Consider the following 6,551-nt stretch of genomic DNA (forward strand, 5'->3'; position numbering starts at 1 on the left):
ATGCGTTGATTAAAGCTCGTGCGGTTTATGCGGCATTGGATGATTCCGAGGCGATTGTGATTGCCGATGACAGCGGTATCAGTGTCGATGCATTGGAGGGTGCCCCGGGGATTTACAGTGCCCGTTACGGCGGAGAGGGTGCGAGTGATCGAGATAATCTCTTAAAACTTGTAGAGTCATTAAAAGAAAAAGCTCTGGAAACATCTCCCGCGCACTATACGGCGGCGATTGCGATTGTGTCGCGTGAAGGGGAGAATTGTGTTCACGGGTGGATGCACGGAGATGTGATTACGCAGTTACGGGGCGAGAACGGTTTTGGATACGATCCGATCTTTATCCCGAGCGGATACGATCAAACACTTGGAGAATTACCGAATGATGTGAAAGAAGGGCTATCTCACCGTTCCAAAGCATTGGAATTGGCGAAAATTTTGATTGATCAGATTAAGTTTTTACGTTCTCACGCCGGAAGCATCGCTACAAAATAAAAGAAAATGATCCCGACAGCGATTCGGTAGATCGCAAACGGGGTAAAAGTGTGACGACTGACGAAAGCGACGAAAAGTTTGACCGTAGCGAGGGCAAATACAAATGCCGTTACAAATGCGATTGAGAGCATGAAATAATCATCCACCACCATTTCGTTACGATGTTTGATGAGATCATACGCAGTAGCGATAATCATCGTCGGAATCGCGAGGAGAAACGAAAACTCCGCTGCACTTTTACGGCTAAGCCCCATAATCAATCCGCCGATCAGGGTCGCACCTGAGCGGCTGGTTCCAGGGATCATAGAGAGACTTTGAAAGACGCCGATGGTAAAGGCTTCTTTGAAACTCAGTTCAGAGATATCTTTTCCTGCATCGATGGGCTTGTCACGTCGAAGATACTCGAATATAAGAAAGACGATCCCCCCTGCAATCAGCATAATACTCACTGTTTCAACGCCAAAAAGGGCTTTGATCTGTTTATAAAACAAAAATCCCAAAACACCTGCCGGTAAAAAAGCGACACCGATTTTGAGCCACAACATTTTGTCCTGCATCAGCCGTTTGGCATAGAGGAACAAGACGGCGAGAATACTTCCGAGTTGGATAGAGACTTCGAACGCTTTGTGAGCGTTGGTTTGCTCCAATCCTAACAATTGTGAAGCGAGGATAAGATGGCCTGTTGAAGAGATCGGGAGGAATTCAGTTACCCCTTCCAATGCGCCGAGAATTAATGCGTCAAATAAGGTCATAATTGAGCTCTTTTTTTGGTGCAATTGTACCATAGCCTCCCCCCTTAAACCTCCCCTAACCTCAACTAGGGTAAAATGCGCGGATTTATGACACTTTCCCTCAAGGAATTTTTGAATGTTACTTTTTACCCCCGGACCAACCCCGGTACCTGAGTCGGTACGTATCGCTATGGCTGGTGAGACGCTACACCACCGTACACCTGAATTCGAAGCGATTTTTGAGCGAACCCGCACACTGTTATTTGAACTCCTTGGGATGGATGAGGTACTGATGCTTGCTTCATCGGGTACGGGAGCTATGGAGGGGGCAGTGATCAATCTCGCCCATTCTAAACTCCTCTCGATCAATTCGGGAAAATTCGGTGAGCGTTTCGGCAAGATTGCGCAAGCTCACGGGATTGCTAATGTCGAGATCAAACACGAATGGGATACTCCTGCTACGGTCGAGGAAGTACAAGCGGCATTGAACGCAAACTCTGATATCGATGCGATTGCGATTCAAATCTGCGAAAGTGCGGGTGGATTACGTCACAGTGTCGAAGCGATTGCGAGAGCGGTTAAAGCACATAACCCAGCCATTATGGTGATTGCCGACGGTATCACGGCGGTGGGCGTTGAGAAAATTGACGTGAGCAATATCGACTGCCTGATTTCTGGAAGCCAAAAAGCATTAATGCTCCCTCCGGGGCTTGCGATTATGGGTCTCTCTAATGCAGCGATTGAAAAAATCGGAAGCGGAAAAGGGTATTATTTCAACCTTGCCACTGAGATCAAAAATCAGCGCAAAAATACGACGGCATGGACGGCGGCAACGACGATTACGATCGGTTTGGAAGCAGTTCTAAACCGTATCAAAGCCGAAGGCGGTTTGGACAAACTCTACGCTGATACGGCGCGCCGTGCGCAAGCAACCCGCGAAGCGATGAAAGCAATCGGTTTGAGTATCTATCCGATCAATCCGGCCGATTCGATGACGACGGTAGGGGACGTCGAAGCGAAAAAAATCCGCTCAACTCTCAAAGAGTTCGATATAAACGTCGCCGGCGGACAAGACCATATCAAAGATTCGATTTTCCGTATTAATCATATGGGTCTTATCGCTCCGTATGAAGCGTGTTGGGCAGCCAATGCGGTTGAATTGGCTCTCGATAAAATGGGACGCCGCGCGTATGACGGAACCGCAAACCGCGTGTTTAACACCGTCTATTTTGGATTGTAGTATTATGGTATTTGAACACGAAATCCCTGAGGGTTCAAAGCTTTACTTTGCCGGAGCGGCGAAGACGAAGCGCGAAATCGAAACCAAAGCGAGCACATTGCTGAGCGATGCCGGATTTGAAGAGATACTCACTCCGCTTTTTTCGTATCATCAGCATATGAGCGTCTGTGACCAGCGTGAGCTTATCCGTGTGAACGACAGCGAAAATCATCCGATCAGCCTCCGCGCCGATTCGACGATTGATGTGGTGCGGATTGTGAACAAACGTCTCGGCGGCAACACGGAACACAAAAAATGGTTCTACATTCAGCCTGTTTATCGCTATCCTGCCCATGAGCAGTATCAAATCGGGGTAGAAATCATCGATGAGCCTAATCTCTCATCCGCGCTCACTCAAGCGACCCGAATTTTAGATGTGTTGAAGATTGCGCCGTTATTGCAAATATCAAATATCAACATTCCCCGTATCCTCTCCGAGATGCTTGGGCTGAGTTTGGATGATTTTCGTCATGTCAATATTGAGAAGTTTTTGTCTTTGAAAATTGATTGGGTAACACGATTAGTTTACATGCAGCACTCTCATGAGATTGATGAAGTGGCCGTGATCGTCCCCGAATCGATTCGATCTGAGTTGATCAAAATTAAAGAGCTTTGCGAAGCTCTCGAATACCCTAATGTGGTCATAGCTCCCCTTTATTACGCTAAAATGCTCTATTATGATGAGCTTTTTTTCCGCGTAATCGAGGGGAATGAAGTCTATGCCATGGGCGGGCGCTATAAAAACGATGAAACCGTTTCAGTCGGATTCGCCATTTACACCGATGCGTTGATCGACGCATTACACAATAACTAAAGTAGGATTATTTATGAAAGCAGATTTGATTGTCGGTATCCAGTGGGGTGACGAAGGAAAAGGAAAAATCGTTGATTTGCTAGCGCAAAAATACGATGTTGTTGCCCGTTATCAAGGGGGACACAATGCAGGTCATACGATTGTTGTTGATGGAAAAACCCACGCTCTTCATTTGATTCCCTCAGGTATTTTGAATCCGAAAGCGATCAATATCATCGGTAACGGTGTCGTTGTCTCTCCTGAAGCACTCATCAAAGAGATGAAACAGTTTGATAACCTTTTGGGACGATTGTTTGTCTCCGAATCGGCACACATGATTTTAACATTCCATACCCTTATCGATCAAGCCAAAGAGAAGCTTCGCGGTGAAAAAGCGATCGGTACGACGGGTCGCGGTATCGGGCCTGCGTACAGCGAAAAAATCGCCCGCGCCGGATTTCGTTTGGGTGAGCTCCGTGACGTGAGCGCATTAACGAATCGCGTCATGGAATATTTCGAGCAAAACAAAGCGATTTTCCAAGCGTTAGAGATCTCATTGCCGACCAAAGAAGAATTAACCGCAGAGTTGACAACCTTTGCAGAAGCGTTGATACCGTTCTTGGCCAATACGACGCAGATGGCATGGAAACTCATGGATGAGGATAAAAAAATCCTCCTCGAAGGGGCACAGGGGACGATGCTCGATATCGACCATGGTACCTATCCGTACGTTACCAGCTCATCGACTATTTCAGCGGGTGCGTGTACGGGATTAGGCGTTAATCCTAAAGATATCGGTAAAGTGACGGGGATCGTCAAAGCCTACTGTACCCGTGTCGGAAACGGCCCTTTCCCGAGTGAAGATCACGGTGAGATCGGTGAGCGTTTGCGTAAGCAAGGGCATGAGTTTGGAACCACTACGGGTCGTCCGCGCCGTTGCGGCTGGTTTGACGCGGTAGCGTGCCGCTACGCCAGCCGTTTGAACGGATGTGATGATCTCTCTATCATGAAACTCGACGTTTTGGACGGTTTCGATGAAATCCAAGTATGTGTCGCGTATGAAGTGAACGGTGAAGTGATCGATTATCTGCCGCTTGATTTGGATAATGTGAAGCCGGTCTACAAAACGTTTGCCGGATGGGACAAAACCGAGGGAGTCCGCCGTTTTGAAGATCTTCCCGCTACGGCTCAAGAGTATCTCCGTGCAATTGAAGAGTTGACACAGACTAAAATCGGTATGATTTCTACATCACCGGATCGAAACGACACGATCACATTATAATCTACGTCAAGGGGCGCTTATGAGTAAATCGCGTTACGAGCCTTTAGTCAAACTCAAAAAAAAGGGTTTGGACACTGCCGAACGCGCCCTCATAGGTGCCAACAATGAACTCACTTCCGCTTCAGAGAAACTGAGCCGCTCGTACGAAGAGCTCTCCCATATGACACTGCCGACGCAAGGGAGTGTGGGTGAATTTACTCAGGCAACCGCTATGATACACGCACAACATCTCACCATTGACGAGTGTAAAAATCGAGTCCACCTAGCACAGCAAAAACAGCATCAAATGAGGGAGCGTTTTAAAGCAGCGATGATGGATTTCGAGAAATTCAAATACTTGGAAGTGCAAGAGATGAACGCTCGACTCAAGCACCTTAAAGGGCAAGAGGCTAAAATGCTCGATGAGATCGGTACGATGACCTATAAAAGAGAGACATTATGAAAATTATTTGGAGTTTGGTTCTGATCAGCGGATTGTACGGTGCACCCGCTTCAAAATCGTATGAGTGTACTAAAATTTTTGAAGATCGAAAAAATGAGTTGCTGCTGGAACTGGAGAGGATTGACGAGCAAAAACAATCCCTTGATTCGCTCAAGAGGGCAACGGAAGATCTTTTACGGAAAAAAGAAGCATTGGTGAAGGGAAAAGACACCAAAGTCGATCAAAAATTGAATGAGATTAGAGCCAAAGAAGCATCGGTTAAAAAAATATTGGAAGAAAACAAAAAAATATTAGATCAAATCAAACAGCTCAAATCGGATAAAGTATCCCAAACATTTTCGAAAATGAAGCCCTCCGCATCGGCACAAATCCTCTCCCAAATGCCTTCCTCTGATGCCGCAGATATCATGAGTACCCTCAACTCGAAAGTGGTTGGGCAGATATTGGCAAAGATGGATCCGAAAAAAGGGTCGGAAATTACCGATCAATTACGAAAAATTCCGGAACCGCCTAAATAACTCTCCGTTTCCTCTAAGCGATTTGAGAGGTATTTTAGGCTAAAATGCAGAAAATTTCACTCAGGGCTGGCAATGAAGGTTTCACTGACACACGTACCCCATATCGCGACACGAATCGCCGTCGATCTTAGCCGCAGCGGATTGGTCACTATGACCAAAGGGCTTGAGAGTACCGCCAAAGAGGCTGAGGGCATCTTGAGCGCCAATATTAAAAAAGAGATTGCGCTTGAAGAGAAAGTCAAAGAGATCGTCAATGCGAATGAAGAGCAGATCGATTTTTATCTCGCCGATGAGCGACAACTCTTTTTCATGATCAAAAAGAAATTGGCACCGGAATATGGCGTTGTTTTGTCGTATGAAGATCGCTATTCGGACATCGCGCACCAGATTCTTGATGTATTGTATGAAGAAGATTTAATCAATTACGATGTGAGTGAAAACCGTGTTAAAAACATCATTTATGATGCGATTACCGGCTCTATCGCCGATTCAAGCGAAATTGAATCTGCCGTATACCAAAAATTGAAAAGTTATAAACGTAATTTGATTCCGGGTACCGATGAATATGAGATTATGTATGAAAAACTTTATAAAGACGAGTTGGTTCGAAGGGGGATGGCATAATGTTACGTGACGCTTGGATATATCTTGAAAACGGCACGTATTTGAGTGCTAAAAGTTTTGGTGCCGATACGACAGCGGTGGGTGAAATTGTTTTCAATACCTCTATGAGCGGCTATCAGGAGATTATCACCGATCCATCCTATGCAGGACAGTTTGTTACATTTACAATGCCGGAGATCGGTAATGTCGGAGTGAATGAAGAAGATATGGAGAGCACAAAAGCTCACTGTAAAGGGATCATTGTTCGTCAATACCAAAGCAACTACTCTTCATTCCGTGCTGAAGAAGCATTGCACACCTTTTTGGAAAAACACGGGATTATCGGAATCTGCGATATTGATACCCGCTACATTACTAAAATGCTCCGCACCGAGGGGGCGATGATGATGATCGC

9 protein-coding genes are annotated in these 6,551 nt (G+C 46.1%); 8 read left to right on the forward strand and 1 reads right to left on the reverse strand.

Annotated features, from left to right (window positions below):
* Nucleotides 1-488: non-canonical purine NTP pyrophosphatase (locus tag A2517_RS07115; protein WP_294895532.1), on the forward strand; the 488-nt coding region annotated here is incomplete at its 5' end.
* Here the strand turns inward: A2517_RS07115 and A2517_RS07120 are convergent.
* Nucleotides 461-1,240 carry an undecaprenyl-diphosphate phosphatase gene (locus A2517_RS07120; protein WP_294895534.1) on the reverse strand — a complete coding sequence of 260 codons (780 nt, stop codon included), beginning with the start codon at nt 1,238-1,240 and terminating at the stop codon, nt 461-463. The two genes, A2517_RS07115 and A2517_RS07120, sit on opposite strands and share 28 nt — an antisense overlap.
* A gap of 115 nt (nt 1,241-1,355) precedes the next feature.
* On the opposite strand from A2517_RS07120, the gene A2517_RS07125 reads away from it, so the two are divergent.
* The 7 genes from A2517_RS07125 to A2517_RS07155 all read left to right on the forward strand — a co-directional run.
* The gene (locus A2517_RS07125) at nt 1,356-2,459 is read left to right on the forward strand and encodes an alanine--glyoxylate aminotransferase family protein (RefSeq protein WP_294895536.1); all 1,104 of its coding nucleotides are present in this window, start codon (nt 1,356-1,358) and stop codon (nt 2,457-2,459) included.
* 4 nt (nt 2,460-2,463) lie between these two features.
* Nucleotides 2,464-3,312 (forward strand): ATP phosphoribosyltransferase regulatory subunit, encoded by an 849-nt coding sequence (locus A2517_RS07130; RefSeq protein WP_294895538.1) that lies wholly within the window; start codon nt 2,464-2,466, stop codon nt 3,310-3,312.
* A 13-nt stretch (nt 3,313-3,325) separates the two neighbouring features.
* Complete coding sequence (locus tag A2517_RS07135; protein WP_294895540.1) at nt 3,326-4,573, forward strand: adenylosuccinate synthase; 1,248 nt, start codon at nt 3,326-3,328, stop codon at nt 4,571-4,573.
* 19 nt (nt 4,574-4,592) lie between these two features.
* The gene (locus A2517_RS07140) at nt 4,593-5,015 is read left to right on the forward strand and encodes a flagellar export protein FliJ (protein ID WP_294895542.1); all 423 of its coding nucleotides are present in this window, start codon (nt 4,593-4,595) and stop codon (nt 5,013-5,015) included.
* Complete coding sequence (locus tag A2517_RS07145) at nt 5,012-5,533, forward strand: MotE family protein (protein ID WP_294895544.1); 522 nt, start codon at nt 5,012-5,014, stop codon at nt 5,531-5,533. Before A2517_RS07140 ends, A2517_RS07145 begins: the two co-directional genes overlap by 4 nt.
* Nucleotides 5,534-5,605: 72 nt before the next feature.
* Nucleotides 5,606-6,157, forward strand: a complete 552-nt coding sequence (locus A2517_RS07150) for a DUF507 family protein (RefSeq protein ID WP_294895546.1) — start codon at nt 5,606-5,608, stop codon at nt 6,155-6,157.
* A partial coding sequence (locus tag A2517_RS07155; protein WP_294895548.1) for a carbamoyl-phosphate synthase domain-containing protein occupies nt 6,157-6,551 on the forward strand: 395 nt, incomplete at its 3' end. The genes A2517_RS07150 and A2517_RS07155, both read left to right, overlap by 1 nt.

The sequence above is a fragment of the Sulfuricurvum sp. RIFOXYD12_FULL_44_77 genome (genome assembly GCF_001830725.1).
GTDB lineage: Bacteria > Campylobacterota > Campylobacteria > Campylobacterales > Sulfurimonadaceae > Sulfuricurvum > Sulfuricurvum kujiense_A.